The organism is Neobacillus sp. NPDC093127, assembly GCF_044754175.1.
In the GTDB taxonomy this organism is placed as follows: Bacteria; Bacillota; Bacilli; order Bacillales; family Cytobacillaceae; genus Neobacillus.
This window is the reverse complement of record NZ_JBIVOP010000004.1, coordinates 18978-45193: the sequence shown is the minus strand read 5'-3', so window position 1 is coordinate 45193 and position 26216 is coordinate 18978. Positions and strand designations below refer to the sequence as shown.

Annotated in this window: 33 protein-coding genes; 24 read left to right on the top strand and 9 right to left on the bottom strand. The window is 36.6% G+C overall.

All coding sequences use genetic code 11. The annotated features are described in order from the left end of the window. The first annotated feature begins 15 nt into the window (after nt 1-15). From ACIQCO_RS07080 to ACIQCO_RS07055, 6 genes are all read left to right on the top strand, one after another. Nucleotides 16-306: a hypothetical protein gene (locus ACIQCO_RS07080; RefSeq protein ID WP_400427039.1), complete on the top strand. Its 291-nt coding sequence runs from the start codon at nt 16-18 to the stop codon at nt 304-306. Between the two features lie 42 nt (nt 307-348). After that, nucleotides 349-690: a hypothetical protein gene (locus ACIQCO_RS07075; protein WP_400427038.1), complete on the top strand. Its 342-nt coding sequence runs from the start codon at nt 349-351 to the stop codon at nt 688-690. 41 nt (nt 691-731) lie between these two features. Beyond that, complete coding sequence (locus tag ACIQCO_RS07070) at nt 732-1343, top strand: M3 family metallopeptidase (protein ID WP_400427037.1); 612 nt, start codon at nt 732-734, stop codon at nt 1341-1343. Between the two features lie 105 nt (nt 1344-1448). Continuing rightward, nucleotides 1449-1973, top strand: a complete 525-nt coding sequence (locus tag ACIQCO_RS07065; protein ID WP_400427036.1) for a GNAT family N-acetyltransferase — start codon at nt 1449-1451, stop codon at nt 1971-1973. 122 nt (nt 1974-2095) lie between these two features. Continuing rightward, nucleotides 2096-2617 carry a GNAT family N-acetyltransferase gene (locus ACIQCO_RS07060; RefSeq protein ID WP_400427034.1) on the top strand — a complete coding sequence of 174 codons (522 nt, stop codon included), beginning with the start codon at nt 2096-2098 and terminating at the stop codon, nt 2615-2617. Beyond that, nucleotides 2593-3075: a hypothetical protein gene (locus ACIQCO_RS07055; protein ID WP_400427032.1), complete on the top strand. Its 483-nt coding sequence runs from the start codon at nt 2593-2595 to the stop codon at nt 3073-3075. Before ACIQCO_RS07060 ends, ACIQCO_RS07055 begins: the two co-directional genes overlap by 25 nt. A 176-nt stretch (nt 3076-3251) precedes the next feature. Here ACIQCO_RS07055 and ACIQCO_RS07050 read toward each other — a convergent pair whose 3' ends face one another. Next, nucleotides 3252-3653: a DUF1259 domain-containing protein gene (locus tag ACIQCO_RS07050; RefSeq protein ID WP_400427031.1), complete on the bottom strand. Its 402-nt coding sequence runs from the start codon at nt 3651-3653 to the stop codon at nt 3252-3254. A gap of 264 nt (nt 3654-3917) precedes the next feature. Here ACIQCO_RS07050 and ACIQCO_RS07045 point away from each other — a divergent pair, with 264 nt between their 5' ends. The 9 genes from ACIQCO_RS07045 (at nt 3918) to ACIQCO_RS07005 (ending at nt 11838) form a co-directional block, all read left to right on the top strand. Continuing rightward, entirely contained in the window at nt 3918-4394 is a 477-nt protein-coding gene (locus ACIQCO_RS07045; protein WP_400427431.1) for an NUDIX domain-containing protein, read from the top strand. 139 nt (nt 4395-4533) lie between these two features. Beyond that, a complete protein-coding gene (locus ACIQCO_RS07040; RefSeq protein WP_400427030.1) occupies nt 4534-5109 on the top strand; it encodes a hypothetical protein in 576 nt (191 codons plus the stop codon). A 94-nt stretch (nt 5110-5203) separates the two neighbouring features. Next, nucleotides 5204-5764 (top strand): histidine phosphatase family protein, encoded by a 561-nt coding sequence (locus ACIQCO_RS07035; RefSeq protein ID WP_400427029.1) that lies wholly within the window; start codon nt 5204-5206, stop codon nt 5762-5764. Nucleotides 5765-6176: 412 nt separating this feature from the next. Beyond that, the gene (locus tag ACIQCO_RS07030) at nt 6177-7406 is read left to right on the top strand and encodes an RtcB family protein (protein WP_400427027.1); all 1230 of its coding nucleotides are present in this window, start codon (nt 6177-6179) and stop codon (nt 7404-7406) included. A 215-nt stretch (nt 7407-7621) separates the two neighbouring features. Beyond that, nucleotides 7622-8020 carry a cytidine deaminase gene (locus ACIQCO_RS07025; RefSeq protein ID WP_400427025.1) on the top strand — a complete coding sequence of 133 codons (399 nt, stop codon included), beginning with the start codon at nt 7622-7624 and terminating at the stop codon, nt 8018-8020. Nucleotides 8021-8265: 245 nt separating this feature from the next. Continuing rightward, nucleotides 8266-8967, top strand: coding sequence for a response regulator transcription factor (locus ACIQCO_RS07020; protein ID WP_400427023.1), 702 nt, complete (start codon nt 8266-8268; stop codon nt 8965-8967). Then, entirely contained in the window at nt 8967-9902 is a 936-nt protein-coding gene (locus tag ACIQCO_RS07015; RefSeq protein ID WP_400427022.1) for a sensor histidine kinase, read from the top strand. The genes ACIQCO_RS07020 and ACIQCO_RS07015 overlap by 1 nt, the downstream gene beginning before the upstream one ends. Before the next feature lie 327 nt (nt 9903-10229). Further along, complete coding sequence (locus ACIQCO_RS07010) at nt 10230-11153, top strand: ABC transporter ATP-binding protein (protein ID WP_400427021.1); 924 nt, start codon at nt 10230-10232, stop codon at nt 11151-11153. Further along, nucleotides 11146-11838 (top strand): ABC transporter permease, encoded by a 693-nt coding sequence (locus ACIQCO_RS07005; protein WP_400427020.1) that lies wholly within the window; start codon nt 11146-11148, stop codon nt 11836-11838. Before ACIQCO_RS07010 ends, ACIQCO_RS07005 begins: the two co-directional genes overlap by 8 nt. An 81-nt stretch (nt 11839-11919) precedes the next feature. Here ACIQCO_RS07005 and ACIQCO_RS07000 read toward each other — a convergent pair whose 3' ends face one another. Further along, nucleotides 11920-12882, bottom strand: coding sequence for a D-2-hydroxyacid dehydrogenase (locus ACIQCO_RS07000; RefSeq protein WP_400427019.1), 963 nt, complete (start codon nt 12880-12882; stop codon nt 11920-11922). A 191-nt stretch (nt 12883-13073) separates the two neighbouring features. Between ACIQCO_RS07000 and ACIQCO_RS06995 the strand changes: the two genes are divergently transcribed. Continuing rightward, nucleotides 13074-14285 carry an MFS transporter gene (locus ACIQCO_RS06995; RefSeq protein ID WP_400427017.1) on the top strand — a complete coding sequence of 404 codons (1212 nt, stop codon included), beginning with the start codon at nt 13074-13076 and terminating at the stop codon, nt 14283-14285. A 186-nt stretch (nt 14286-14471) separates the two neighbouring features. Beyond that, nucleotides 14472-15239, top strand: a complete 768-nt coding sequence (locus tag ACIQCO_RS06990; RefSeq protein WP_400427016.1) for a 3-hydroxyacyl-CoA dehydrogenase — start codon at nt 14472-14474, stop codon at nt 15237-15239. A 174-nt stretch (nt 15240-15413) separates the two neighbouring features. Here the strand turns inward: ACIQCO_RS06990 and ACIQCO_RS06985 are convergent, their stop codons facing one another. The 3 genes from ACIQCO_RS06985 to ACIQCO_RS06975 all read right to left on the bottom strand — a co-directional run bounded on the left by ACIQCO_RS06985 (nt 15414) and on the right by ACIQCO_RS06975 (nt 17926). Then, the gene (locus ACIQCO_RS06985) at nt 15414-15755 is read right to left on the bottom strand and encodes a DUF3147 family protein (protein WP_400427015.1); all 342 of its coding nucleotides are present in this window, start codon (nt 15753-15755) and stop codon (nt 15414-15416) included. Further along, nucleotides 15756-16154, bottom strand: coding sequence for a MarR family winged helix-turn-helix transcriptional regulator (locus ACIQCO_RS06980; protein WP_400427013.1), 399 nt, complete (start codon nt 16152-16154; stop codon nt 15756-15758). Nucleotides 16155-16933: 779 nt separating this feature from the next. After that, complete coding sequence (locus ACIQCO_RS06975; protein ID WP_400427012.1) at nt 16934-17926, bottom strand: Gfo/Idh/MocA family protein; 993 nt, start codon at nt 17924-17926, stop codon at nt 16934-16936. A 253-nt stretch (nt 17927-18179) separates the two neighbouring features. Here ACIQCO_RS06975 and ACIQCO_RS06970 point away from each other — a divergent pair, with 253 nt between their 5' ends. The 4 genes from ACIQCO_RS06970 to ACIQCO_RS06955 all read left to right on the top strand — a co-directional run bounded on the left by ACIQCO_RS06970 (nt 18180) and on the right by ACIQCO_RS06955 (nt 20958). After that, a complete protein-coding gene (locus tag ACIQCO_RS06970) occupies nt 18180-18992 on the top strand; it encodes a lipid II flippase Amj family protein (RefSeq protein WP_400427011.1) in 813 nt (270 codons plus the stop codon). Nucleotides 18993-19110: 118 nt separating this feature from the next. Beyond that, complete coding sequence (locus tag ACIQCO_RS06965; RefSeq protein WP_400427010.1) at nt 19111-19596, top strand: tetratricopeptide repeat protein; 486 nt, start codon at nt 19111-19113, stop codon at nt 19594-19596. A gap of 64 nt (nt 19597-19660) precedes the next feature. Continuing rightward, nucleotides 19661-20233, top strand: a complete 573-nt coding sequence (locus ACIQCO_RS06960; protein WP_400427009.1) for a nucleotidyltransferase family protein — start codon at nt 19661-19663, stop codon at nt 20231-20233. A 5-nt stretch (nt 20234-20238) separates the two neighbouring features. Then, on the top strand, nt 20239-20958 hold the full coding sequence (locus ACIQCO_RS06955; protein WP_400427008.1) for a nucleotidyltransferase domain-containing protein: 720 nt from the start codon (nt 20239-20241) through the stop codon (nt 20956-20958). Nucleotides 20959-21183: 225 nt separating this feature from the next. On the opposite strand, the gene ACIQCO_RS06950 is transcribed toward ACIQCO_RS06955, so the two are convergent. Next, complete coding sequence (locus ACIQCO_RS06950) at nt 21184-21663, bottom strand: hypothetical protein (RefSeq protein WP_400427007.1); 480 nt, start codon at nt 21661-21663, stop codon at nt 21184-21186. Nucleotides 21664-21699: 36 nt separating this feature from the next. Beyond that, entirely contained in the window at nt 21700-22158 is a 459-nt protein-coding gene (locus tag ACIQCO_RS06945; RefSeq protein ID WP_400427005.1) for a hypothetical protein, read from the bottom strand. 344 nt (nt 22159-22502) lie between these two features. Between ACIQCO_RS06945 and ACIQCO_RS06940 the strand changes: the two genes are divergently transcribed. After that, nucleotides 22503-23195, top strand: coding sequence for a Type 1 glutamine amidotransferase-like domain-containing protein (locus tag ACIQCO_RS06940; protein WP_400427003.1), 693 nt, complete (start codon nt 22503-22505; stop codon nt 23193-23195). A 28-nt stretch (nt 23196-23223) separates the two neighbouring features. After that, nucleotides 23224-23997 carry an SDR family oxidoreductase gene (locus tag ACIQCO_RS06935; RefSeq protein ID WP_400427001.1) on the top strand — a complete coding sequence of 258 codons (774 nt, stop codon included), beginning with the start codon at nt 23224-23226 and terminating at the stop codon, nt 23995-23997. A gap of 57 nt (nt 23998-24054) precedes the next feature. Here the strand turns inward: ACIQCO_RS06935 and ACIQCO_RS06930 are convergent, their stop codons facing one another. Then, the gene (locus ACIQCO_RS06930) at nt 24055-24261 is read right to left on the bottom strand and encodes a zinc ribbon domain-containing protein (RefSeq protein WP_400427000.1); all 207 of its coding nucleotides are present in this window, start codon (nt 24259-24261) and stop codon (nt 24055-24057) included. A 120-nt stretch (nt 24262-24381) separates the two neighbouring features. Beyond that, nucleotides 24382-25719, bottom strand: coding sequence for an SGNH/GDSL hydrolase family protein (locus ACIQCO_RS06925; protein ID WP_400426999.1), 1338 nt, complete (start codon nt 25717-25719; stop codon nt 24382-24384). A 233-nt stretch (nt 25720-25952) separates the two neighbouring features. Between ACIQCO_RS06925 and ACIQCO_RS06920 the strand changes: the two genes are divergently transcribed. Further along, nucleotides 25953-26183, top strand: coding sequence for a hypothetical protein (locus ACIQCO_RS06920; protein ID WP_400426998.1), 231 nt, complete (start codon nt 25953-25955; stop codon nt 26181-26183). The last annotated feature ends 33 nt before the right edge of the window (nt 26184-26216 follow it).

Below are 26216 nucleotides of genomic sequence, written 5' to 3'. Positions count from 1 at the left end.
ACAGAAGAAAGTTTAGTGTCCAATCTAATGGTTGATGGCTATCATGCTTGGGGACAGTTCTATAATTCTCTTATTAGTAGTATTAAAGTTAATATTTTAATCAATGGAGAAAATAACGAATTATCAGTTGGCCAAACGATTAATTTACGTTCCCATCCTGATGAATCAGTTCGAATGGAATCCCATAAGGCTTTAGAAGAAATATGGACAGAGAAAGAAGACCTGTTTGCAAAGATTCTCAATCATATTGCAGGCTTCCGGTTACAAGTGTACAAAAAGCGAGGTTTAAAAAATGTTCTAGAATAACCTCTAAAGGACAACCGCATTAAAGAGGAAACACTGAACGCCATGTGGGCAGCAGTTAATAAATACAAACAACCGTTTGCAGATTACCTAAACCAGAAAGCAAAAATGTTTGGTGATAAAAAGATGCAAGCGTATAATTTTTGGGCCCCTATTACACAAAGTAATCAAAAAATTAATTATGAAGAAGCTGTCGATTTTATTCTAGAGCATTTTAATCAGTTTGGAACGGAATTAGAACGTTTTTCGCGCAAGGCCTTTGCTAAGGGCTGGATTGAGGCAGAAAATCGTCCGAATAAATCGGCTGTTGCGTTTTGTGCAGGGTTCCCACTTTCGGGAGAATCAAGGGTTTTTATGACATATGACGGTAGAACACAAATGTCTTAACTTTAGTACATGAGTTAGGTCATGCCTTTCATAACTATGCAATGAGTCCCGTCAAAGGTATGAATAAAAAATATCCGATGATTATGGCTGAAACAGCCTCAATATTTTCTGAGATGATCATTTTAGATGCAGCTATGGAAAAGGCGGAAAGCACTAACGAGCGATTATTTTTACTGGATGAAAAATTAAAACGCAGTGTGATGAACTTCATGAATATTCCTTCTAGGTTCTTGTTTGAGACGCGGTTTTTTGAGGAACGAAAACATGGAATCGTTTCTTCATCACGGTTAAATGAATTAATGAAAACAGCAATGGATGAAGCGTATCAAGGCTCTCTTGATGGTGCTTCTATTCATTCGTGGTTTTGGACACCACATTTTTATATTACAAATACTCCATTTTATAATTTTCCTTATACGTTCGGGTACTTATTTTCTCTTAACCTATATTCACGGGCTAAGGAAATAGGTAAAGAATTTGAAAAAAGTTATTTAGACTTGCTGCGTGATTCAGGTAGGATGCCTATAGAAGAATTGGTAATGAAGCATTTAGGGGAAGACATTACTTCACAAGTTTTTTGGGAAAAAGGAATGCAATTATCTATTAAAGATGCTGAAGAGTTTATTAACTTAACATCAGGTGCTGGAGGTTAATAATGTTTTTTGGCGCTATGATAGGGTGGCAGCTCAAATAATCAGAGGGATTTAGGATTTTTAATCGAATAATAACTAGTAAAATAATGTTTGAAGGTGAATTCTATGAAGTCAGATGTATATTTAACTCGACCAACAATGGAATTAGAAACTGAATATCTGTCCTTTTACCGGGAATGGAAGGAAAGTGGAGAGGATATGATCCCTTGGGTCATTAGTAAAGATCCCTCAAATTTCAAAGAAATGATTCAATTTTTACTTGATTCCGAGAATGGAATAAATCTCCCTGAAAATTGGGTGCCTGACTCTACATTCTGGTTAGTTAACGATGATAAAAAAGTTTTCGGTGCTGTTAATATCCGACATCGACTAACTGATAAGCTATTTAACAGTGGCGGGCATATTGGTTATGGCATCCGTCCCTCTGAGCGGCGAAAAGGATATGCTTCGAAACTTTTATCCTTATCTTTAGAAAAAGCCAAAGAACTAGGGATCCAAAAAGTTCTTGTTGTTTGTGACAAGGGTAATACTGGTTCGGAAAAAACAATATTGAATAATGGCGGGGAAGCCGATTCGGACTATATTGAGGAAGCTGGAAATATTATTAAAAGGTTTTGGATTAAAATTTAAATATTTATTTTTTAATCTTTCCTCTTGAAGACTAAGTTCTAGGCGTAAACTAAAGTTAAATGATTATATTAGAAAAAGTTCATATTTAATAGTTTTCCTTGAACTAAAGGGAGTTGAATTATTTGTTTGAAACAGAGAGATGCTCTATTAATACCTTTCAAAAATCGGATTATTTTGATGTGAAAAAATTATATGTAAATCAGGAAGTAAGAAGATTTTCGGGTGGCATCCGTCAGGAGGATTCGATTGGAGTAGTAATGGATGAAATGCTTAATTCAAGTGATGACTCTTTTTATTGGGTTGTAAGAGAAAAACTAACAGAGAACTTTATTGGGTTGGTTTCCCTTGACCCTCACCATGAAGGAGTTTACCCCGAAATTTCGTACCAGTTGTTACCGGAATGGTGGGGATCTGGCTATGCAACAGAAGTAATTCAAGTGATACTCAATTTTGCATTAAATGAATTGAATCTTGCAAAAGTAGTGGCCGAAACACAAACTGCTAATAAGTCCTCTTGCAGGCTTCTAGAGAGAGTAGGTATGGAATGGGAAAGAACAATTAGCAGGTTTGGAGCCGAGCAAGCGATTTATTCGATCCAATCAAAAAATCAGGGGGGAACATGGAGAATAAATACAATTTATTAGAAAATGAAGAAGTAATTTATTATGTTTATAAATTAAATTGGCATCTTCCTAAGACAGATCAAGAAGATGCTATCAGTGTATTATCAGATCTATCGCCTGAACAAGTAGATTTATTGATTCCTAAATATGGAAAGGAGTGTTATGAAAACGCAGTATCGATTTTACAAAAGATGGGTTATCCTAGAATAAAGAAAGCATTGCCTAGATTAGTTTGGTTATTAAACGATATTAATTGGCCGGGCGCACTAAAGGCTATTGAAATATTCAAGAGCATTGATAAAGAAATTATTGTTCCGTACATAGAGGATGGCTGTGTTACAGCAATAAAAGAAAATGATCCGACATGGCTAGAATTTATTAAATATGCATGTGACGACATAGGTATATCAAAAGAAGATTTTACAAATCAAGATGTCTTTGCACATATGGTTGAATTAGGGGAAAAATACAATTGGTAAAAGAACCCACCTTGGCTGTTGGAGTCGAGAATAGGTTCTTTTACTTTCGGGGTAAGGAAAAAGGAGAGGTGAGCCACCTCCCAAGTAAAAAAAAATAATCTATACTTTGTGTTACTGGAAACGTCAATTGGACTTTATATGCTTGTTTCCAAATGGGGCTTAAGGCTGGTTACTTTTTAGTTTACTCCAGCTTTTTTAAGAGCATGAGCAACTTCTTTTGCAAACTCTACCGGATTTTGAACCGATTCAAGGTGCATATAAATGAGCCGGGGCTTTTCAAATAACCAGTGGTTGTGAATAGCCGAGACATTGATATGACTACTTTTGTTTATAGCCTGCAAAAATGGATTTACTTCGTCTTGTAAAAAAACAAGTTCGGCTAGATTCAAAGTTTCCTTTTTCTTAGAAATAGGTTCGAAGCTAAACTCATGTTCAATTACCATATCTGAGTGTGTAGGATGCCCAAGGATAGTCACATCTAAATCTGTTCTCTCCTTTGTTACCATACATACATCGTTTTTTTGTTCAGCTTGTCCGTTTAGGATCTTTGCCAGTTCATTACATAATGATTTAGCCATCAATCATCACCTCCCAAAAAGTAATACTCCAGTGTATGAGAGAAAGAGAATTATTGAACCAGCAAAAGGTTTATTATGGCAAAATAGTTTAAAATCTGTCCTTATTTTTTACATAATGGGAACGGAGAGGTGCAGGGATTGGCGTGGGTTGTTCTTGGATCCTTTCCACAATTGCACCTACCGTCCAATTGATGGTTCATTTTTGTCCAATAAAAGTGTTGATATTTGGTAAAATTAGAAATTAAAAATATAGGAGAAAAGAAAATGACTCAAAATGACATTGTTTTAGTTGTTAGTGTATCAGTAATCAATGGCGACGAAGTTTTGATTATTAAAGAAAATAAACCATTTGCAATGAATAAGTGGAATTTTCCATCTGGACATATTGAATATAAAGAAGACATACTTGATGCTGCCTGCAGGGAAGTAAAAGAAGAAACAGGATTTGATGTGAAACTTACCGGCACAACTGGTGTATATAATTTCATCAGTAGTTCAAATGATCAAGTGATTTTATTTCATTTTACTGGTGAAATTATTGGCGGATCATTAAGAATTGAAGAGGACGTTATAATAGATAGTAACTGGATAAAGGTATCAGAGCTCATGAATTTTGATAATAATCAACTTCGTGAACCAAGTGTAATTAGACAGATAGTAGATAGAATAGTAAATCAAAAGGTTCATCCAATAACAGTTTTTAATGAACGGTTGATACCAGGCAAAGAAGATTTGATATAAAACGGAATTCTAAGTAAACCGATGGATGCGGCTTTTCATAATTGGAAGTCGCTTTTTTGTTGAAAAAATAATAAAAGGTTATTTTCTCTAGTCTACCGAATATATAAGGTAGACAATTGGTCATTAGGAAGTGTTTATTTTGGACTATGTATTTATGGGGCTTATTTTTATTTTTTCAATTTATCTATTTTTTGTAAAAGACTTTGATAAGGATGAATTGGAAGTGGATCATCCTGAATCACTTTCAAATTTAGTTCGCTACCTCCTTTTTGGGACAATAAATTCATTTTTTGCAGGGTCGCTCTTTGAAATTGACTGGCTTATTTGGATTGCCCTCTATTCAGTAATGGGGATTATAATTTGTACAAGATCGAAAAAGGCTGAAAAGGAATTATCTCAAAAGCTAACTTTTGCTTTCATTGTACTCTTATTTTTTTCTATGTACCGAGTTCCAACTCATCCAGCTTCAATTGAAAACTATATTAATAGCAAAGCAATGTTCAAGTGTGTCAATAGGGTGGAATGTGTAAAAATTACACCAGTAATAACAGACCGAAATGAAATAAAAACCAAGGTAGAAATTCTTTCAGTAAAAGAGGATACATTTGATTGGTATTTGTTGTTTGCCAGGGCCTCATTTAAACTTGCTGACGATAAAGGGAAAGTTGAAGAAATAAAAGCTGTAAATATTTGTGGATTTTGGATCGAGTATTGAATTATAAATACATAAGTATTTGAAGAGGAAATGGAGGCTATGATTTTTTTACGAATAAGTTAGTGATTGGTGGAAAAAAGGAGGCCAGTAGATAATGACCAATTTGTATTTTGTTCGGCATGCTCATTCTATATATACCCCTGATGAAATGGGCAGACCTTTATCAAATCAAGGATTGGCTGATGCAGAAATAATTACGCAAATACTTAAAAATGAAAATATTAATAGAGTCATTTCAAGTCCATACAAACGAGCTATTCAAACTGTCCAAGGCGTCGCTGAATTCATCGGTAAAGATATTGTGATTGTGCATGATTTTAAAGAAAGGAAATTGTCCGATAAACCTCTCGAGGACTTTAAATCGGCAGTTGCCAAAGTATGGACGGATGACAGCTTTTCATGGGAAGGGGGAGAATCTAATATTGTTGCCCAAGCAAGAGGAGTTATGGCTACAATGAATGTTTTAGAGAAATATAAAGATGAAAAAATTGTCATAGGAACTCATGGGAATATGATGGTTTTAATTATGAATCATTTTGATAAGCAATTTGGATATCGTTTCTGGCAAGAGCTCGCTATGCCAGATATATATAAATTAACTTTTGATAAAACAAAACTGGCAGGTGTTTCCGGATTATGGAATAAAAATAATTAAAGGAATTTGGTGGTTCCTCATGCAGATATTATTTTGGCCTTCTACGATTGCCTCGTTGGTTCTATGTATTATAGCGCTATTTACAAAGAAACCTAAACTACTTGTTATATCCTCAATCCTTATCTTACCTATGTGCCTATATCTGGCGGCTACTCCACTTTTCCTAGTTTGGGGATTAATATTTCCAATCCTTTATCTAGTGGCGGGAAAATTCATCGCAAAGAAAAGGATCTGGTTAGCCATTTTGTTTGTCGTTCCAAATTTTATTTTAGTCGGGTGGCTGGGATGGATTGTAATAAATCAGTAGATTTATTAAGGCGTTTTTTTCAATTGAAACAATTAAAAATACGTTGCCCAAATCTCCAGTAAATGGTAGCCTATTGGTAATCTGCTTTTGAAGGAGGGAAAACAAGTGATTAATGTAACGGGGTCACAAACAGAAGCAAAGGTATTTTCAAATTATCCGCAGGAATCAGCGATTGAACAGATTCAAGAACTGTGCAATCAGCCTTTTTTAAAGGATGCAAAAATTAGTATTATGCCAGATTATCATGCAGGAAAAGGCTGTGTGATTGGAACAACCATTCAGTTAAAGGATAAAGTCGTCCCCAATCTGGTTGGCGTCGATGTCGGCTGTGGCGTGCTAACCGTTAAGCTTCGGGAGAAAAAGGTGGATTTTAATCAGCTGGATCAGGTCATCCGTACCTATGTCCCAAGCGGGCAGGAGCTGCATTCAGATGAGACGGTCAGGTTTATTAACACGAGTTTTCCAGCCATTAAAGAATTTAAAGCGGAGCATATTTTAAGTGAAAATAGAAGTCTTTATAGCTTAGGAACGCTTGGCGGCGGCAACCATTTTATCGAAGTCTCTGTCGATTCCGATGGCTATCACTTCTTGACGATTCATACCGGCAGCCGTTATGTTGGATCAAAGATTGCCAACTACTATCAAAAAGTAGCCATTTCAAGGCATCGTCAACATGACTTAGGTGAGATAATTCAACAATTAAAGGCGGAAGGCCGCCAAAAGGATATCCAGGCAGCTATCCAAGGCTACAAGGATAAGATTCCTGTTATTCCTAATGATTTAGCCTATTTGGAAGGCGAGGATTTTGAAAATTACATTCATGATATGAAATTAGCCCAAAGTTTTGCAAAAGCAAATCGCAAAGAAATAGCCAGGGCGATTACTGATAATATGGGGTTTGAAGAAATAGAACGTTTCGATACGGTGCACAATTATATTGATACCGACAACCTGATTTTACGAAAAGGCGCGGTTTCCGCACAAAAAGGTGAACGCCTCATTATCCCAATTAACATGCGGGACGGGTCCATTTTAGCAGTCGGCAAAGGCAACGAGGACTGGAATTATTCGGCACCACATGGGGCTGGTCGTGTCTTGAGCCGAACAAAAGCGATGAATACCCTAAACATGGACGATTTTCACAATACCATGAAAGGCATTTGGACGACATCTGTTTCAGAAGAAACCCTTGATGAAGCGCCAATGGCCTACAAATCGATGAATGAAATTTTAGAAAAAGTCGAAGAAACAGTTGAAATTAAGAGCTTTATCAAACCTGTCTATAACTTTAAAGCGAGTGAAAAATTTAATCCTCGTAGATATAAAAAATCATAGTATCGAAAAAGGGAGATTTTTATGATGGTAACGAGCTCCGTTCCCTTTCGCAAACAAAAAGAATACAAAAATGACCACCAAATTATTTGATGGTCATTTTTGTATTGGTATTGATAAAGGTTTCAAAAAGTGATAATATTAGAAGTCCTGCCAATCAAAAGTTGGCGCTAAGGGGACTTTGATAAGTCCATTCTTCTTTGAAAAGGATGGGTAAGATGAATAAAGAGCAATTAGTGGAAAGTGCACGTAAAATGAAGGAACGGGCCTACGCACCTTATTCAAAATTTCCAGTTGGAGTAGCATTATTACTCAAAGATGGTACTGTTATTAATGGTGTAAACGTGGAAAATGTTTCACTAGGTGCAACAAATTGTGCTGAGAGAACAGCGATTTTTACTGCAATAGCAAACGGTTACAAAAAAGGTGATTTCCAGGCTATAGCTGTAGCAGGTAATACGGTAGATTTTCTTCCACCATGTAGTATTTGCAGACAGGTTTTAGCAGAATTTTGTTTACCTGAAATGCCAGTCTATTTAACAAATGAGAAGAAAGATATATTAGAATTGCCCCTAAAGGAATTATTACCCTACGCATTCACAGATTTAGAAATGTAAATATAATACTTAATCAAAACAAATAAAAGTGACGTTAAATAAATAAGAGAAAGGCTCAGTTCCATATCGGACTGGGCTTTTTTGACACTCTAAAGAGATCACAGTGCCCATAGAAGCGAGAAAACAGCCGAAGCGGGCACTCTGCCTCCATAATAAAAAATTGTAACATTGCTTTCGACAAAAAAAGGATTTTCCAGAGAGAATATGGAAAATATCTATATAGGAATGAACGGGTGGGGATAAAAATGAAACACAAAATTTTATTAGTGGAAGATAATGTGGCAATAAGTGATATGGTCAAAGGCCAATTTACCAAAGAAGGTTTTGAGGTAGTGCCAGCATTTGACGGGGAAGAGGCGCTTGAGGTGTTTGCAAACGACTCATTTGATTTGATTCTCCTTGATTTAATGCTGCCGAAGCTTGATGGGATGGAATTTTTGAAAATAATCCGTGAGAAGAGCATGATACCTGTACTGATCATGTCAGCTAAAGACGGGGATTTAGATAAAGCTTTAGGTTTGGGTTTTGGTGCGGATGATTATATCGCCAAGCCGTTTTCGATGATTGAGCTGACGGCTAGGGTGAAGGCAGCAATCAGAAGGGCAACTCATTATTCCCGTACAGAACAAAAGCAAGAAAAGAAGCTGCTGGCGGTCGGGGAATTGATGGTTGATTTAGACAATTTTTCCCTGCAAAAAAACGGTAAAGAAATCAAGCTGACCGCTAAGGAGTTTCATATTCTAAAACTATTTATCTCACATCCAAGCCGTGTCTATACGAAGGCGCAAATTTATAGCTTAGTATGGGAAGACGACTACTACGGTGATGAAAATGTGATAAATGTCCATATGAGAAGGCTAAGGGAGAAAATTGAGGATGAACCGTCTAAACCGCAGTATATCAAAACATTATGGGGCATCGGCTATAAGCTTGGGGAGTTTTCATAATGATCATTTTTCTATCTATAGTCATTATCGTTTTAGCAGGCATTAATTTAATCCAATATAAAACGAGAACCAATGATAAAGAAAATTTCACTTACATTCATAAAAAACTTAAGCAGATTATTGATAGGAAGACAGATGAAAAGCTGCTGTTGCATACGGATGATGCGAATCTGAAACAGACATTGATCGAAATCAACCGTCTTTTAGAACATAATCAAAAAATGATGGCCAGCTACAATAAAACCGAAATATCGATGCGGAAAATGCTTTCCAACATTTCGCATGATTTAAAAACGCCGCTGACCGTAGTGCTCGGCTATATTGAAATTATGTTGAATGACCCGAATAGAAATCATGAGGAAACCGAGGAGCTTCTGCAAAAAGTTCACGGTAAAGCGGTCGAAGTTTTAGACTTAATTAAAAAGTTCTTTGATCTTGCGAAACTGGAGTCTGGGGATAAAAATCTGCCGCTTACAAGGGTGAACATAAATGAAGTGTGTCAGAAGAATATTTTAAACTTTTACGAGGTTTTAACTACAAAAGGCTTTGACGTTGCAATTGAGCTGCCGGAAACCATTCTTTATGCGCTTGGGAATGAGGAAGAACTTGACAGGGTCTTGGATAATTTGCTTTCAAATGCGTTTCAATATGGCGGCGAAGGAAAAGCGCTAGGGTTGACACTTAGAAGTGATGAACAGTCTGTTTACGTTGATGTGTGGGACAAAGGCAAAGGAATCAGCGAGCTCCACAAGGATTTAGTGTTTGAAAGAATGTACACATTAGAGGATTCACGAAACAAATCCTATCAAGGCAGTGGTCTCGGCCTTACCATTACCAAACGACTTGTAGAAAAAATGGATGGGCAAATTTTTTTAGCCAGCAAGCCCTATGAAAAAACGACTTTTACCGTTCAATTAAAGCGAATTACCTATTAAAACAGCTAAGGGTGCCTCAGGTCAAGGTTACCCTTTCTTTATCTTAGGTTGTGTTAAAGCACATTGTTGATTTTGAGCACAATGTTGATTGGAGTGGAAGGCGCGAGACTCCTGCGGGAGCAGCGGGACAGGTGAGACCCCGCAGGTGCTTTAGCGCCGAGGAGGCTCACCGCCCGCCCCGCGGAAAGCGATGCGCCTGGAACGGAAATCAACATTCACTTTTAACTCAGCCTTATCTTAAGAATTTCGTAAGAATTGGTTAATAAAAAAGAAAAGTCTGCTGACTAAAATAAAAAGTAGTTAAAGACGAAGAGGAGCTGAAAATTGATGAGCTACATTATCAAAACAAATCAACTGACAAAAGCCTATAAGGGCAAGGAAGTTGTTTCGAATGTCAATATGAAGGTCAAAAAGGGCGAAATATACGGGTTTCTTGGGCCAAACGGTGCCGGTAAAACAACGATCATGAAGATGCTGACAAATCTTGTGAAGCCAACGAGCGGTGAAATTGAGATCTTTGGTGAAAAACTGACGAATACCTCCTATGAAGTGTTAAAGCGGATGGGGAGCATCATCGAATATCCTGTTTTCTATGACCGGCTAACCGCACGCGAAAATCTGGAGCTGCACTGTGAGTATATGGGCTATTATGACAAAAAGGCGATTGATGCGGCCCTTGATTTAGTCAAATTAAAAAATATCGAAGATAAATCAGTGAAAGAATTTTCACTTGGTATGAAGCAGCGTCTGGCAATTGCCCGTGCAATTATCACAAAGCCAGAGCTGTTGATTCTTGATGAACCGATTAATGGCCTTGATCCAGTTGGGATTAAAGAACTCCGCAATCTTTTTCATATGCTCTGCCGGGAATATGGCATTACAATGCTGATTTCATCACACATCTTAGGAGAAATGGAGCAAATTGCCGATACGATTGGGGTTATCAGTGATGGAAAATTAATCAAAGAGGTTTCGATGGACGAAATCCATGAGCAAAATACGGAGTACATTGAACTCACAGTGGACGATGTGAAAAAGGCATTCTATGTCCTTGAGGAAATTCTTCACCTGACGAATTTTAAAGTGGTCGACACAGCACGCTTTAGAATCTATGATACGGGAGTATCCCAATCAGAAATATCTAAGACTCTCATTCTTAACGGAGTCATGATTGAGGAAATCAATAAAAAGAACCATTCACTCGAAGATTATTTCTTAACTTTAATAAATGGGGGCGGGATCAGTGCGTAAATTAATCAGTCTTGAAATGAAGAAATTTAAATTGTATGGCTATTGGAAGGGAATTGCGATTGCCAATCTTGCCATCATGGGCTTTTTCATTTTGGTTTATTACGGAGATAAAAGCGAAGGGAAAGTTCCATTTTTAAGCTATGAAACAGCATTTGCTGATATTGGAAGTTTTACCAGGGCAACGTTTACGATTTTTGCTGCGACACTTATTGCTAGAATAATCATCGATGAGTATAAAAGCAACTCAATCACCCTAATGTTTATGTACCCAATTAAACGGAAGCAAATCATGGCTGCTAAGCTAATTATTGTGGCGGGTTTTACATTTTTAACAATATGCGCATCGAATCTATTGATTGGCAGTGTCTTTTATTTAGCTGATTCCTATTTCCACTTTGTGCCTCATGCATTAACAGCGGAGGTACTTTGGAAAGGATTGACCGATATGATTCTTGGAGCTATTGCTTCAGCTGGAATGGCATTAATTCCCCTATATTTCGGAATGTTAAAAAAGTCTGTTCCAGCAACAATCGTCTCAGCCATTATCCTTGTGTCGATTACAGGATCAACAAATAATGGTGTAACTGCCTTCTCCTATATTGCTATACCGCTTGTACTCGCCGCAATTGGCTGCTTGATTGCTTATTTCTCGATTAGGAATATTGAGAAAGTGGATGTGAATTAACTAAAGGTCGAGTAATTTTGTCTATAACTAAAAAACTCGTCGATTGACGAGTTTTTTGGTTAAAAGAAACATAGGGAATTTTTAATATCCTTTTGAAAAATCAACAAGATTAATCGAAGGATTCCCACCAGAAATATATGCTTTTAGGTTGGGGATCAAGATACTTTCAATCAGACGTTTATTATAATTTTCGGTTGAGCCAGAGGTATGCGGGGTAATTATGACGTTTTCCAGTTCCCATAAAGGACTTTCAGCACTTAATGGTTCTTTTTCAAATACATCCAGCCCTGCCCCGGCAATGGTTCCTTCCATTAATGCCCGGACGAGTTCATCCTCTACTACTATCTCACCACGACCGATATTAATGAAAAAGGCTTTAGGATTCATTTGTGAAAATTGTTCGGCACCAAATAATCGATGGGTTTTCTTCGTATGTGGTAACGTAACAACCACATAATCACACTTTGGCAGCAGAAGATCCAATTGATCTAAAGTGTACATTTCATCAACATATTCAACCGGCATGCCCGAGTTCCTTACACCAAGGACAGTCATCCGAAATGCTTTGGCAAGCTTAGCTGTTTCTTTTCCAATTGCTCCAACACCGATAATTCCAACCGTTTTATCATGCATTTCTAGTCCCATATTGGCATGATGCCACGTTTTCGTTTGTTGATTACGCACATATGTATGGATTTTTCTTGTTAAACCAAGCATTAAGGCAAAAATTGTTTCGGAAATGGGATAGGCATGCACACCGTTGGCACTTGTAAGGGTAATGCCCCTCAATTCCAACCCATCTAGCGGTAAGTTATCGACCCCAGCACTCCATGTTTGCAGCCACTGAAGCTTTGACTGCGGGTCAAGACAATATTCTTCTAGCCCCTTTGTCCAGCCGGCAATAATTTCAACATCCATTGCATGCTCCTGCCAAATATCTTTATCTTTGCCGACAATCAATTCCCAATCAGGAATGACCTTTTTTATTTGCTCAATGTGATTCTGTTCCAATTTACGTGTGATGACTATTTTCCTCTTTTGCATACGATTTCCTCCGATCATTACGATGTTTATATACCTTCATGATAACAAAAATAGCCACCTTTTTGGTAAAACCTTCTGCATTTCCTTTTTCAGGATTCTGTGTTATTATTTTATGATATAAAATATATGAATGAATGCGGATCTTCTGGGTGAAGATTCTTTTTTTATTGAAATAATTGGGAGGGAATTATTTGAAAGAACGTTTGTGGACAAAGTCATTTATCATGCTCATGGTGGGCAACCTATTTGTGTTTATGTCATTTCAAATGCTTATTCCAACTTTGCCGCCATATATAAAATCCATTGGGGCATCAGGTTTGGAAATTGGTTTAGTAACTGCATTGTTTTCAATAGGAGCTGTACTCAGCCGGCCATTTATCGGTTTTATGCTTGAATACAAACCGAGAAAGTCGCTTGTCATAACAGGAGCTATCATGCTCCTACTCATTACGATTCTATATCCGATTTCACAGGTTGTTGTTATTTTTCTATTATTCCGCTTCGTACATGGCCTTGTCTGGGGCTGGTCAACCACAGTTAATGGCACAGCAGCCGTCGATGTAATTCCAAATTCGCGTCTTGGTGAGGGAATGGGCTATTTTGGCCTTTCGATTACTATTGGTATGATTATTGCTCCAAGTCTAGGAATCTTTATATATAAAATTACTTCGTTTACCAATCTTATTTATATCTCCGCATTTCTAGGGGTTATCGCAGTAATTTTGCTTACAGCCGTACGCTATCAAACTCCTGAAGCTGTAAAAAATACTCAAAAAGAAGATCTCAAATTTTCCTATATGGACTCATTGGTTGAAAAATCAAGCTGGTTCCCGGCTTTTGTAACAATTATCATCAATCTTGGGTATGGAGCGATTGTTACGTTTATCGTCATCTTTGGGCAGGAACGAGGAATTGAACAAATCTTTTTATTCTATATTTTTAATGCAGTCATGGCCACTTTGGCGAGACCAATCGCCGGGAAATGGTTTGATGAGAAAGGCCCGAAAGGACTTGTACTGCTTTGTACCTCGCTTACATTTATCGGAATATGGGTACTCTCCTTTGCGCATTCGAGTCTATTTATTGCCATTGCCGGTGTTTTATTCGGAGCTGGTTTTGGCTGCTTGATCCCAACATTGCAATCATGGGCATTATTAATGACACCGACACATCGGCGCGGTGTGGCTAATGGGATGATCTTTTCGTCTATTGATTTAGGCATTGGGCTTAGCGGTATTATTTTTGGTGGACTGGCGCAATTTGTTGATATAGCTACTATCTTCAGGATTGCGAGTCTTTTTCTCATTGTCGCGATTGTCTTAGTTGTCATAATGGAAAGAAAGAAACGTGTAGCTGCACAGGAAAGCGTGGTAACGAAGAAGAAGGTCAGGACCTCATTTTAGATTTGGGGGCTTGGCCTTTTTCTTTTTCTCACTGTACAATATTTGGTCATTTTTGCTTAATAACTGTCCAAACCACATACATATAAAAAGAAGCACAGGCTTAAACCGACTTGTCCATTGAAAAATTACAATTGGTATAAAACTTGCAAACTAATAAAAGAGAATTCTTTTAAGGGGGTTTCCAATATGCAAATTCAAGCGTGCCGTGGCATTGTTACGGGAGGTGCATCAGGTCTAGGCGAGGCGACAGTTCGTAACATTGTTGGAAGTGGCGGAAAAGCAGTTATTTTTGACCAATCAGAAGAAAAGGGAGCAAGGCTTCAAACTGAATTAGGAGAATCAGTATTATTTTTAAAAGCAGATGTAACGAAGGAAGAAGATATCCAAGAAGCAGTTAATAAAGCGGCCGAATTTATGGGTGGAGTAAATGCGGTTGTGAACTGCGCTGGGATTGGAATAGCAGAGAAGGTACTCGGACGAAATGGGGCACATAATCTAGCACTTTTTTCTAAGGTGATTAATGTGAATTTAATCGGGACCTTCAATGTCATTCGCTTAGCGGTGGAGAAAATGACGGGCAATGAAGTGAATGATCAAAACGAAAGAGGCGTTATTATTAATACTGCTTCGGTTGCGGCTTATGACGGACAAATCGGCCAGGCGGCATATAGTGCATCTAAAGGGGGAATTGTCGGAATGACGTTACCGATAGCAAGGGAACTTGCCCGTTATGGAATCCGGGTCATGACAATTGCCCCCGGGCTTTTCCACACGCCAATGTTTGATACTCTGCCACAAGAGGCTAGAGATTCACTTGGAAAGATGGTGCCATTCCCATCAAGGCTCGGGTACCCAAGCGAATACGCACAGCTTGTCCAAAGTATTATTGAAAATCCAATGCTGAATGGGGAAACGATTAGGCTCGATGGTTCGATTCGGATGCAGCCGAAATAACTGATGAAAGAGGGGGGGGGAGACCTTAATGGGTTCCGTTTTCTATCGCAAAACGTGAATTTACAACCAAAGATGTAAAGCAAAATACATAATAATTCGCACCGCTTTTTGCGGTGCGAATTGTTGAAAAAATAGCCCAGTCCATATGAACTATGCTATTCATCCGTATTTATTTTACGAAATAAATGCTTCCATTATAAATTTTTGACCTATTAAAAATACTCCCCAAGCAACTATTCCTAGTGAAATCGCTAGTACTAAATGAACAGATTGCTTTAATGCAATAAAGATCACAAACAGCATTATCGCCGTTGCAGGAAATCCAGCTAAAACGCCAAGTGTAAATTTGCTGATGTTTTGAGTAGATTCTCCTTGAATTGTTAGCCAAATAATACTTAGGATACTGATTAATGGTAGAGCAGCTACAATGCCTCCATATGCAGGAAATCGTTTAGCCAATTCTGTTACGATGCCAATAATGGCAGCTGAACTTATAATTTTAATTAGCAAATACATTTATTTTGATACCTCACTTAAAAGTCGAAATGCTTCAACTATTTTTTCTCTTTCATTAGCCGATAATCTGCTAAGTGCAGCTTGCAGTTTATTTTCATCTAACTCTGTATTCTTCTTTAATATTTCAGAACCTATGTCTGTTAAATGTAGATACACCTTACGTTGGTCTTCTTCCGACCTTTCTTTATACAACCACCCATTACCCACCAATTTTTTCACATGTTCTGAAGCTGTATTGTGTGAAATCGATAATTGCTCGGCAATGTCACGAATCATGACATATTGCTTTTTCTGAACCGTTTGTAAAATACGGAGACTTTGATGTGAAATGACTTCTTCTTGCGTAGGATGTAAATTGAAATAAATGTCAGAAAAGTATTTATTTATATTTTGAATCATTAAACAGCACTCCTATTTTAATCGTTTAAATAGATTATATCGTAAATAACGATATAATTACAATAAAAATTTCTATTCTAGAAACGGGTTCCAAAATGTAAAATAAGCGCTAATCCTTGTTCAAGGATGCGCCTGTTAATTGAATAAGAAAAAGGTATCATCTAAGGGACATTTACTAAGAGAATAACATCTGCCCTTTTATTTCAAACCAAATACTCTCCAGTAGCCCTATAAATAGGAATGCTAAAATAATGGCTAATATAGACAGTAAAATTGTATTTCGTAATCGAATAGTATTAAAACGTAAATAAACCTTAATTACGAGATTTACAATTATTATAGCGATTGGAGCACTTATACATATTGCTATTAAATCAACACGAGTAAACGGTTTGCTAATGTATTTATCAGAAAAAACATTAAGAACTAAAAGTGTGCCAAACAATATGAATTGATAAATAAAAAATCTAACATGTTTCATAATTGATTTGCTCCATTTAATATACTTGATATCCATTTTAATTAACAGTTTTTTTTGTTTGCTATAGGGAACGGAACCCATTATGAAGACCTTCTCTTTTTAATGGCTATTTTCTAAGGAGTATTGATTTTTTTTGATTCGCTGATAAACTTTCGAATTCCGCCGATATATCAAATTAATTCACGAATTAGGTTTAATTTTCCACTTTATTATGCCGTTTTAGAAGTCTGAAGGTGGTTAATAACAGCATTCATTACGAAAACAGCTTTTTTAAAAGAGTTGTTCCAACAGAAAGTTCCTAGAGCAACGTAGACAGAATACGATCGCAGAGTACCATTGTATTTACATTATCACGTCCATTAGATGTTGGGGTTTCACCACTTTTACAACAGTCTATAAAATGATACATTTCCCCAACAAAACCTCGTAAATAAAGGTCTCTGTAGGCTCCAGACATAGGAGTAGCAGAGGGAGTAAATACAGTGTCGGTCTCTTTAAGTGATTTCCATGGCAGATCATCAAATGTTTGTGACTCATGAACTGTAAGCGAATTAATTTCATCAGCAAAAGCAAATCCATTATCAAACGTCACAAGCATATTTTCACTTTCACGAGACCAAGCAGTCATACCTGCCAAATAAAGACTACCAACAACGCCATTTTCAAACTTTAACGAAATACTATGAGAAACAAACTCATTGTCACTATTTTTAAAACCTGTAACTTGTACAACTTCTCCAAATAAATAGCGTACTAAATCAACAATATGTATTGCAGCCAACTTCATAAATTGTTCTTCATTTTTACAAAAAGGCGTGCTGTCAACTGCAAATCTTGCTTGAAAGGAACGCACAGTACCTAGTTTACTGCTCGTAATTAACTCTTTTAACTTTGTATAACAAGGAGCATAACGTTTCATAAATCCAACCATTAATGTTACACCCGCTTGTTCAGCAGCATCAGCAATTTCAGTAGCTTCTTCTGCACTCATCCCAAGAGGCTTATCCACATATACATTTTTACCAGCTTTGATACAATCTAGCACAAGAGAAGGATGATCTTCAGGTTGAGCAACCACAACAACTCCTTCACAATCTTCATTTTGTAACATCATTTTATAGTCATCGTATGGTGTCCCATTGCTTCCAAAGCGTTGAAGAGCAGCTTTTGAACGATCGATATTACGTGTAGAAATCGCTTGTATATTTGCTCCTGCTTCAATAGCAGAAGGGTAAATGTTTGTTGATGCATGAAATCCTGCACCAATAAAACAGAGATTGGCTTTTTTCACTATTATCGCTCCTATATGTTTAATCGTAATATATACATCTTTTGATTCAAATCAAAAATACCATGAATTCGAAATATTTGTCCATTATAGTGAGAGATTTTTGAACGACTGAAAATAAGTTATTCCAAATGAGACCAGATTAGCTAAATAGCTATTTTTCATCCTGAATATTTTTAGAAATTTAGTGGTAATTTCCATCTTTTTCATAATGGTATATAATAAAAATTAGATAAATTACTAAGGGGAACATACTATGGGATTAATATCAGGTAAACTAATTATCATTTCTATTTTTCTATTAATTGTAACAATGATTGAAACATTAGCCTATTCAACTAGGATTTCAGGAGCCAGGGTAAAATTAATTGCAACAGCATTATCTTTATTTGGTACGTTAATTATTGTTTCAAGATTTTCTACTATGATTCATCAACCATTAACCGCAAAACTGATTGCAGAAGCACCTGATACAAACAAATTACTTTTTATAGAGGAGCAATATAGGATTCTAATTGGCATAACCTCAATTGGTGTTGTTTTAGGAATTCTTCTTTTTCCAACATTCATAAAACTTTTCTCACGCGCTATTGTTCAATTATCAAATGAACGAGGTTCTGTAGCGTCAGTATTTTTTAATCAGTTTAATGCAAAAGGAATAAAAAAAGTATGTAATTGTTTTACATTACCCAGATTATCTTATTTAAAAGGTATTACGTTAAAAACAATTCCTAAACGTCTTTTTGTGATTAATGTCATTATTTCGGCTGTATTTACTGTTGGGGTAATTTCATCTATTTATGCCTCATTGCTAGTTCCGAAATTTGGTCAAGCAGCGCTTATGTCATCTGGAATTATAAATGGTATTGCGACGATTTTATTGTCGCTATTTATTGACCCTAAAGCATCGGTGCTTGCTGACAGAGTTGTAAAAGAACCAAGGATGTATGTTTATCTAAAAAGTTATTCATTGACTATGGTTAGTTCAAAATTAGTTGGCACAGTAGCGGCACAACTATTATTTATTCCTGCAGCATATTATGTTGCCTGGTTTGCTAAATGGATTTAGAAGAAAATTGAAGAACTGCCGGATGTATTCATTGGAGAGATGGCTTCCAAAAGCCTTTTTCTAAGTGGCTACCAGTAGTTTGTGCAACATGCAAATTAAGAGATGAAGGTGAAAATTGATGCGCAAAGAATTAAGTAAAGCAATAGAATTACGAAAAGAAGGAAAACAAAAGGAATCTAACGAAGCACTTCTAAAATTAACAAAAGAATTTCCAGACGATGCGTTGATAAACTACCAATGTGCATGGAGTTTTGATGTATTAGGAGAAGAATCGAAGGCCGTGCCATTTTATGAAAAGGCAATAAAATTAGGGCTATCTGGAAAAGATTTAGAAGGAGCATTATTGGGATTAGGAAGTACATATAGAACATTAGGTGAATATGAAAAGTCAAAAGATGTATTGTTAAAGGGAATAAGTTCATTTCCAGAGAATAGAGCAATTCAAGTATTCTATTCGATGACTTTATATAATTTAGAAGAATATAACCATGCTATGGAGTTACTACTAAAATGCTTGGTAGATACGACTGCTGATAAGGAAATATTAGGTTATAAGGAAGCGATCAATTTCTATTCGGGTAAACTAAATAACATTTGGCGATGAAGAAATTTTTTCAACAAATAGATGCTAGACAGATCAGAGTTATTTTAGAATGGAGAATAAAGTGATGTTAAAAACAAAAAATGATATCATCCAACTTGTTAAAGAAGATAAGTGGATGATGGATATATTATATTCAGCACAATCTCTTAATCTTCCGGACTGGTGGGTTTGTGCAGGCTTTGTTCGTTCGAAAATATGGGACACGCTCCACGGATTTACAGAAAGGACACCTATTCCAGATATTGATGTAATTTATTTTGACGAGCGAAATGTCGTAGAAACTGAAGAAAAGAGACTTGAAGAAAGATTAAGAGTTATTCACCCGAATGTTCCCTGGTCGGTAAAAAACGAAGCACGAATGCATGTTAAAAATGATATTCCTCCCTATACGTCCTCCATGGACGCGATGTCAAAATTCCCGGAAACAGCCACTGCCCTTGGTCTAAAGCTAGATGAAAACAACAATGTGGTATTAGCTGCTCCCTGGGGAATAGAGGATGTCCTCCATTTTGAAGTGAAGCCAACTCCATTTTTTGTTGAAACAAAAGAACGGGCAGCGGTTTATGAAGAGAGAATTATGAAAAAGAATTGGATGGCAATTTGGAATAAAGTAAAGGTGAGCGAAACTAAGAGGTGATAAACATGGAGGAAATTAATAGGTTAAGTGCAATTGAAGCAGCACAACAGTTTATCCATAAGTATTTTCCTTATTGTCAAGGTGCCCTATTAGCTGGTAGTGTTGTTCGCGGCGAAGCAACAGAAACATCTGACCTGGATATTGTTATATTCGATCAGACCATTAGTTCCTCCTATAGAGAGTCTTTAATTGAGTTTGGCTGGGCTATTGAGGTCTTTGTGCATAATTTAAGCTCATATAAGCATTTTTTTAACAATGATGTTGAAAGAGCGAGACCTTCATTGCCGAGAATGGTTTCAGAAGGAATTATCTTAAGAGATATCGGAATAATGGATTCAATTAAAAAAGAGGCTAAGGAATTATTAACTAATGGACCTGCAGAATGGTCGATTGAAACAATTGAATTAAAACGGTATTTTATTACGGATGCTCTGGATGATTTTATCGGTTGTTCAAATAGGGCAAAAGAAATATTTATAGCGAGCACTTTAGCTGAGTTGGTAAGCGAATTTGTTTTAAGAACAAACCGTAAATGGATTGGTGCATCGAAATGGATAGTGCGTGCATTAAGGAATTATGACGAAGATTTCGCAAATCTTTTTGTAGAGGTTTTTGATCATTTTTATAGGACAGGTGAAAAGAAACCTGTAGTTGAATTCGTTGATCAAGTCTTGGATCCCTTTGGCGGAAGGCTATTTCATGGGTTCTCATTGGGGAAAAGGTAATAAAGACTGTGGCACCGTAGCAATTACTCTTTTTAACAATACTATGGAGTTAATACTAAAATACTTGGTGGTTAGTTGAAGGGAGAAAAGGATGAGCCTTGACTATTTTAGCACTTGATTTAACATACAAAAAAGCTTGGATAGAAATAAAAATTCATCCAAGCTTTTTTTGATTATCTGAATTTTGATTGTTAAAGTAAGCTAGCACACGTTAACTTAATAAGGTTATTTACGAACTAACTGACCTATATAATCATAATCAATTGAATTTTCTATTGAAGTGTAGAAAAATCCCTTATACCTTATTGTATCATTCGAGTTTATTATTAATTCCTCAATGGATTTTCCCTTATTATCAAAAATGGTGGTTCTAAAGCTATAACCCATATACATAAATGAAGGTTTACCCTTTTGAAATGTTACTTCATTCAGATTTCCGATAATACGATTAATATCGGTTACATTAGTAATTTCTAAATCCTTTCCTGTGTTCCCATCGAAAACAGTTATCTTAGAAACGTTAGATGGGTCTATGCTTACGATTTTATGAGGAATATACGTGCACCCAAACGCTAAAACCAATAATAAAGGAATAGCTAAAATAGTAAACTTATACTTTCTTTCTTTTCTTTTCAAAAACCATAAAACTAATAAAGCAAATGATAGAAGTATTAATAAGAAAACAAGAAAAGATACAATTTTCATAAGTCCCCCCTTCTAATAACCTTAGTTAGTAGGATTTTAGCTTAATTTTTCTAAACCCCAATCATTGTATGTGTATTTTTCATTAGGAGATATAGGTTTATAATCTTTACAAAAATCAAGAAGTTTTCGGATTCTTCTTTCAAGAGACTTATCCTGTTTTGAGAAGATTTCGACGACCTCATCCCTATTGCGAGGTGTTTTATCTTTCAAGCAGAACACCTGATTTTCCATATCACCATACGGGTTGAAATTACCGTGACGGCAAGATTGACAACAAGCGATACTGATATTGTCTGGGAGTTCTTTCTGTAAATATTTTATTGCATATTCAGTCGAGTTAGATGAATTAGAATAAATATGTTGATTATTCAGTTGGATTTTGAAATGAATGTTCTGCATTTTGTCTTCATCTAATTGTTCGTAAAACATTTTTGTTGGTTTTACTTTGAGTGTTCCGTCAATTATATAATTTACATTTAAGGTATCTACTTTCAATGTGAACCCTCCTACTAATCCCTTCTTCATAAATAGAATTTATTAATGAATTTTGGAATAAGTAAACTTCATTTGTGTCTATCATTTCAATACAAATTAGCCCCTACGATTTCAGCCGATTTTCACAGAGAATAGCCTGAAAATATACAGTCAACGAATGTAATCCATTCATCGCTTTTACCACGAATATTTGTTCTTAAATTGATTATATCAAGACTTCTGAAAGGCATCAATATCAACTTTGACCATTAACAGAGCCAAAATATGAAAGAAATTTATTGAAATATATGGTAATATATAAGTAGATATTTTTGCAATCAAGACAATGAAGAGAGGCTTAAAATATGAGACAAATCATCGCATTGGGTGGCGGCGGATTTTCGATGGAGCCGGAAAATCCATTATTGGATAATTATGTTCTAAAACAAGCAAACAAACCTGTTCCTTCAATTTGTTTTTTGCCAACAGCTAGTGGAGATGCTGAAAACTATATTACAAGATTTTATCAAGCATTTGAAAATCTTGATTCTTCACCTTCTCATCTATCATTATTTAAACCTCCAACTAGAGATTTAGAGGATTTTATTTTAACGAAGGACATTATATATGTTGGCGGGGGAAACACAACGAATTTATTAATTCTCTGGAGAGAATGGGGTCTAGACAAAATTTTAAAAATTGCCTGGGAACAAGGGGTGGTTTTAGCCGGTATTAGTGCAGGTTCCATCTGCTGGTTTGAGGAAGGTGTAACAGACTCTTATGGTGATAAATTAGAGCCGATTAAAGCTTTGGGTTTTTTGAAAGGAAGTAATTGTCCCCATTATGACGGAGAATCCGAAAGAAGACCATCTTATCACAAATTAATACAGGATGGGAGAATCCAACCAGGTATTGCGGCAGATGACGGAGTTGCTGTTCATTTTATTGATCAGAAAATGACTCGTGTCGTTAGTTCGAGGCCAAATGCAAAAGCCTATCATGTTTCTTTTGAAAATGAAGTAATCGAGAAAGAACTAAAAACTGAATCTTTAGGTTAGTTGAAGGGTCATCTTTGGAGGATGTCGCATGAATCATATAAAAGGAAAGATAGCGATTATCACAGGGGCAAGTCGTTTAAAAGGTATTGGTGCTGCTATTTGTAGAGCGTTAGCAGAGGATGGCTATCATATATTCTTTACCTATTGGACTGAGTATGATAAAGCAATGCCATGGAATATAAAATCAAATGAACCTCAGATATTAAAAGAAGAACTCCGGCAAAAAGGTGTCATGGCAGAATGTATGGAGTTAGACTTATCTAATCCAAATGCATCAGTACAACTTTTAAATCTAGTAAATGATCAACTTGGTCATCCAGATATCTTAATAAATAACGCAGCTTATTCAACCAATAACGATTTTTCTAACTTAACAGTAGAAGAGCTAGACAAACATTATATGGTAAATATACGTGCTACAACACTATTAAGTATTGAATTTGCAAAAAGGTTTGATAAGAAATTTGGTGGACGAATTGTTAACCTAACTTCAGGTCAATTTCGCGGTCCAATGCCAGGAGAATTAGCATACGCAACAACAAAAGGTGCAGTCGATGCTTTAACTATTACATTATCGGCAGAACTTGCCCCCTTGGGGATCACTGTAAATGTCGTAAATCCAGGACCAACCGACACAGGCTGGATGACTGCAACGGTTAAAAACAATCTGCAGCCATTGTTTCCATTCGGTAGAGTAGGTAGGCCGGAAGATGTTGCAAAATCGATAAAGTTTTTAGTAAGTGATGAAGCAGAGTGGATTACAGGTCAAATCATCCATTCAGAGGGTGGATTTAGAAGATAATTAGGGCTCAAATTAACAGAGCCCTTGTGTCTCTTTTTGGAAGCATCTTATCTAAAATCACCCGCCAAAGAATAGGTCAACAATATTTGAAGCTGTGGATGTTTTCTTGTTATAGAACTCGGAATAACCACATTTCTTACAAAAAACTACCGTAAAGCTGTTGTGCTGAATATCTAACATTTTTGACAGTCCGGTGCCAGTCATCGCTACATCTTTCGTGCCAGTTTCCCTGCTTCCACATTTAATACAGCCCTTTTCACTCATAATTTCACTCCTCTATAAATTCTCTTTAATTATCTACGAATAATGAGTTGAAAAGTTTCCCATTTTGGCATAAAAAAGTTAAGGGGACGAGGAGTAGCCTCGTCCCCTCGTCCCAAACCGTTAGAAGTTTTCTTTTCTTCTCTTTTGCTGAATGCGCATTGCCAATAAACCGGCTAAAATTAAAGCTAGTCCAATTGCTAAATAGTTATACATTGAGGTAGCGGTACTTGGTAAATGATTTCCTGTTTCTACTGGAGATTTGTCAACGCCCCCGCCGCCGCTTGATGGGTCGTCGCTGCCGGTATCTCCCGGATTCGTTGTCGGGTTATCGTTTCCAGTATCTCCCGGATTTGGTGCAGGGTTATCCGTGCCGCCGTCTCCTGGATCTGGAGTCAGGTTATCACCATCGTCTCCTGGATTATCACCAGGCTGTTCATCGTTTTGAATATTGTCAATCGTAATAATTTCAACGGCCTTCGCACCCTTACTGTCTCTAACATAAACAGTATAGGTACCATTTTCAGTTACTTCGAACTTATTGTCGGTAATATCGGTTCCTGATTGTGCAAAATCTTCAATGGTTTTTTCACCGGCGAGCCATTGCATAGCTAGCACCTTTTTTGCACTCGTAGCAACTGTGATTGTCACAGGCTCCTTTGTTGTCTCGGTTGTTGATGGCGTTAGATCAACAGTAATTTCCCCAGTATTTTGTGCTGCTAATAAATTTGTGGATAAACTAGCTAAGACTTTCTGTCCTTCCACGTTCGGATGAACATCGCCGTTCGGAAGGATTAACTCAGCTTGTTTTCCTTTATAGGATGAATATGCGTCAGCTAGAAGCAGGTTAGATTGCGCTGCAACACCCTGGAATCCTGCGTTCACTCCCGGTAGGAATTGTTCCCCAAGTGGATAAAGAGCAGCTAGCGTATCCGAAAAGGGATTGTAAATGTTGTAAATGATAATTTGCGCATCATCGTTTTGTGCTTTAATGGTACCAATTATTGCACCTAAGTTTTTGAATAAATTACCAGAAATTTCTTGGATGATCTTCCCGAATGCTATAGGGTCAATAGGCGTTGATGGATTAGCACGAAGAGCCTTTATCGCATCATTTTGTAAAAAATCATTACTGCCAATATCTAATGTTATAATATCTGCATTTTTAATAGCTTCCAGATTTTCAGGTTTGTTTATTTCGGTTAACAAATTAGCTGTGGTCCATCCGCCGCCGCTAATGTTTTTAGCGACATCATAATTACCATTCCCAATTAAATAAGGAAAGGCTTTTGGCGATGGTTCTCTGTTTCCATTGTTTTCAAGATTCCAGCCAAATGTAATAGAATCTCCTAATGCAACAAGATTTGGTTTTACATTATTTTCAGCAAAGGCAAACGACGAGAAAAAGGTGCTTAGGGCCAACATTAGTACAAATAAAAGCGAAAAACGTCTAAGCTTCAAAAAAATCCCTCACAATCTATTAAATTCTACTGCCAAATTCTATTATAATTCTACTTATTCTGAATACCCAATAAATACCATTCTACAAATTACGCACAAAGACCTAGTGAACAGGCTCCTTGTCCTACTTTGGGATTAGGACGAGGAGCCTCGTCCCAGAAAAAAGGAATTATTAAAAAAATGCCGAATATAGATATTGATGCAAAAAAATCTTAACGAGGGGCTAGAGTCGAATGTGGAAGAAAGCCGCGCTAGCAATTGTATTGCTTTATTTATTTTGGATTCTACTCTTACCCGAAAGCTGGAAAGAAGGTTTTGCTTCATTTTTAACTATTAAATCAAATCATCTTGACCATAAAGTAAATGTACTTTTTACAACAATCTTTTTCATTTGGATTTTAGTTTTATTTGTGACACTAACTTACCGTTCTTGGAATAGATTTAAACAAATTAAAAGACAGTAGGAACTGGATACTCGTCCACTTTTGGAAGATTGC

Excerpts from the sequence above, each read along its gene's own strand:
- ACIQCO_RS06930 (WP_400427000.1), bottom strand. The coding sequence starts at position 24,261 with ATGAGTGAAAAGGGCTGTATTAAATGTGGAAGCAGGGAAACTGGCACG.
- ACIQCO_RS06970 (WP_400427011.1), top strand. The coding sequence starts at position 18,180 with ATGGGATTAATATCAGGTAAACTAATTATCATTTCTATTTTTCTATTA.
- ACIQCO_RS06950 (WP_400427007.1), bottom strand. The coding sequence starts at position 21,663 with ATGAAAATTGTATCTTTTCTTGTTTTCTTATTAATACTTCTATCATTT.
- ACIQCO_RS07050 (WP_400427031.1), bottom strand. The coding sequence starts at position 3,653 with ATGGCTAAATCATTATGTAATGAACTGGCAAAGATCCTAAACGGACAA.
- ACIQCO_RS06980 (WP_400427013.1), bottom strand. The coding sequence starts at position 16,154 with ATGATTCAAAATATAAATAAATACTTTTCTGACATTTATTTCAATTTA.
- ACIQCO_RS06965 (WP_400427010.1), top strand. The coding sequence starts at position 19,111 with ATGCGCAAAGAATTAAGTAAAGCAATAGAATTACGAAAAGAAGGAAAA.
- ACIQCO_RS07015 (WP_400427022.1), top strand. The coding sequence starts at position 8,967 with ATGATCATTTTTCTATCTATAGTCATTATCGTTTTAGCAGGCATTAAT.
- ACIQCO_RS06955 (WP_400427008.1), top strand. The coding sequence starts at position 20,239 with ATGGAGGAAATTAATAGGTTAAGTGCAATTGAAGCAGCACAACAGTTT.
- ACIQCO_RS06990 (WP_400427016.1), top strand. The coding sequence starts at position 14,472 with ATGCAAATTCAAGCGTGCCGTGGCATTGTTACGGGAGGTGCATCAGGT.
- ACIQCO_RS07045 (WP_400427431.1), top strand. The coding sequence starts at position 3,918 with ATGACTCAAAATGACATTGTTTTAGTTGTTAGTGTATCAGTAATCAAT.
- ACIQCO_RS06960 (WP_400427009.1), top strand. The coding sequence starts at position 19,661 with ATGTTAAAAACAAAAAATGATATCATCCAACTTGTTAAAGAAGATAAG.
- ACIQCO_RS06940 (WP_400427003.1), top strand. The coding sequence starts at position 22,503 with ATGAGACAAATCATCGCATTGGGTGGCGGCGGATTTTCGATGGAGCCG.
- ACIQCO_RS06985 (WP_400427015.1), bottom strand. The coding sequence starts at position 15,755 with ATGTATTTGCTAATTAAAATTATAAGTTCAGCTGCCATTATTGGCATC.
- ACIQCO_RS07010 (WP_400427021.1), top strand. The coding sequence starts at position 10,230 with ATGAGCTACATTATCAAAACAAATCAACTGACAAAAGCCTATAAGGGC.
- ACIQCO_RS07055 (WP_400427032.1), top strand. The coding sequence starts at position 2,593 with ATGGAGAATAAATACAATTTATTAGAAAATGAAGAAGTAATTTATTAT.
- ACIQCO_RS06920 (WP_400426998.1), top strand. The coding sequence starts at position 25,953 with ATGTGGAAGAAAGCCGCGCTAGCAATTGTATTGCTTTATTTATTTTGG.
- ACIQCO_RS07065 (WP_400427036.1), top strand. The coding sequence starts at position 1,449 with ATGAAGTCAGATGTATATTTAACTCGACCAACAATGGAATTAGAAACT.
- ACIQCO_RS07035 (WP_400427029.1), top strand. The coding sequence starts at position 5,204 with ATGACCAATTTGTATTTTGTTCGGCATGCTCATTCTATATATACCCCT.
- ACIQCO_RS07020 (WP_400427023.1), top strand. The coding sequence starts at position 8,266 with ATGAAACACAAAATTTTATTAGTGGAAGATAATGTGGCAATAAGTGAT.
- ACIQCO_RS07075 (WP_400427038.1), top strand. The coding sequence starts at position 349 with ATGTGGGCAGCAGTTAATAAATACAAACAACCGTTTGCAGATTACCTA.
- ACIQCO_RS06935 (WP_400427001.1), top strand. The coding sequence starts at position 23,224 with ATGAATCATATAAAAGGAAAGATAGCGATTATCACAGGGGCAAGTCGT.
- ACIQCO_RS07025 (WP_400427025.1), top strand. The coding sequence starts at position 7,622 with ATGAATAAAGAGCAATTAGTGGAAAGTGCACGTAAAATGAAGGAACGG.
- ACIQCO_RS07070 (WP_400427037.1), top strand. The coding sequence starts at position 732 with ATGAGTCCCGTCAAAGGTATGAATAAAAAATATCCGATGATTATGGCT.
- ACIQCO_RS07000 (WP_400427019.1), bottom strand. The coding sequence starts at position 12,882 with ATGCAAAAGAGGAAAATAGTCATCACACGTAAATTGGAACAGAATCAC.